At 59.8% G+C, this 1548-nt stretch carries 1 protein-coding gene; it reads right to left on the bottom strand.

All coding sequences use genetic code 11. The features are described 5' to 3' along the window. Positions 1-80 precede the first annotated feature (80 nt). A complete protein-coding gene (locus R3X27_RS25460) occupies positions 81-1466 on the bottom strand; it encodes an IS1182 family transposase (RefSeq protein ID WP_317711716.1) in 1386 nt (461 codons plus the stop codon). Between the last annotated feature and the right edge of the window lie 82 nt (positions 1467-1548).

A 1548-nucleotide genomic window follows, 5' to 3' on the forward strand; every position in this document is an offset into this window, starting at 1 on the left:
TATCCGCCGATTCTGTGGAAAAACAACGTGCTGCTTGCGCAGAAACTTGATGCTTATAGATGGCGCAAGCACGCTCCCTGTCAGGCCGCTTGCGGTTTCTGCGGTGCAGGAAAGATCTTTGCCAGTTTGCGGAGGTTCTGGGCGGTTGCGGCGAGGAGAAATTCGTCATTTGCGCCGTTTGGGCCGCGCAATCGGAGCCGGTTGAGACCGAGTATCCGCTTCAGGTGCGCGAACAGCATCTCGACCTTCTTCCGCAGCTTCATGGCGATCTCGTACTGATCGGTTTTCGCGAGATCGCGGGCTGTCTGGCGGGCGTCTTCGTGTTCTTCACGCGTGATGGATCGAAAGTCCGCGTTTGGGCAGCAGCGCGCCTTTGAGGGACAACTCTGGCAGGTGAGTTTAAGAGCCCGATACTTGGTCACGCCCTTGCCGGTCGGGCCGCGGTTCGGGTCCGAGTAGTTTCGGCGGAATTGTTTCAACGCATGCCCCTCGGGGCAGATGTACTGGTCGTTGTCGGCATCCCATTCGAAGTCGATGCGGGTCCAGGTGCCATCTGGGCGACCGGCCTTATCGATGACCGGGATGTAGGGATCGATCTTGCGATCAACGAGCCAACCCAGCATCGGCCCGGACCCGTAGGCAGTGTCCGCGATCAGCCAGTCCGGATCGATGTCGAACTTGTCCTTTACCCGGTCCAGCATCGTCCGTGTCGACCCGACTTCCGCCTGCCGGATCGACCGTGTTCCCTCGACATCCAGGATTACCCCGCGATCCGTGTCGATCAGGTAATTGTCGGAATAAGAGAAAAAAGCCGGACCCTTGCGCGCTGCCGTCCATTGGCTGGCCGGGTCAGAATGCGAGGTGAACTTGGGCTCGACTTCGCTGGCAGCGCCGAACGCCTCGTCATCGAGGACTTCGAGATACTCCCTGACAGCCCGCGGTGCGTCGGCTGGATCAATGCTCTGTGCGTCCCAGTCTTCTTTCGGCGTCGAGTTCTGCTTGTTGGCGTCGGCCTCAATCAGGCTGGCATCGACCGCAAGGCGCTGCCCGCTCACCAGGCCCTCCTGGATACATCGTGCGACGACCGTCTCGAACAGGTGGCGCAGCAGATCGCTCTGGCGGAACCGGCCGTGGCGGTTCTTCGAAAAGCTCGAGTGGTCTGGCACAGCGTCGGTCAAATCGAGCCTGCAAAACCAGCGATACGCGAGGTTCAGGTGGACCTCCTCGCACAGCCGCCGTTCCGAACGGATACCGCAAGTGTATCCCACGATCAGCATGCGGATCAGCAACTCGGGATCGATCGAGGGCCGCCCAGTGTGGCTGTAGAACAGGGCGAGGTGTGAGCGGATGCCGGTCAGATCCACGAAGCGATCGATGGAGCGAAGCAGATGGTCTTGGGGTACATGATTTTCCAGCGAGAAGTCGTAAAACAGCGCGCTCTGCGCCTCCTGCCTCGGTCCCATCATTGCCGATCCCTCCCGCCTCACCGAGAGAATTGAATCAGCGATCAGGCGCCAAAACAACCAGAGTTTTTCAACGAAATACGCC

Source organism: Tropicimonas sp. TH_r6 (assembly GCF_033101155.1).
GTDB lineage: Bacteria > Pseudomonadota > Alphaproteobacteria > Rhodobacterales > Rhodobacteraceae > Tropicimonas.

Excerpts from the sequence above, each read along its gene's own strand:
- R3X27_RS25460 (WP_317711716.1), bottom strand. The coding sequence starts at position 1,466 with ATGATGGGACCGAGGCAGGAGGCGCAGAGCGCGCTGTTTTACGACTTC.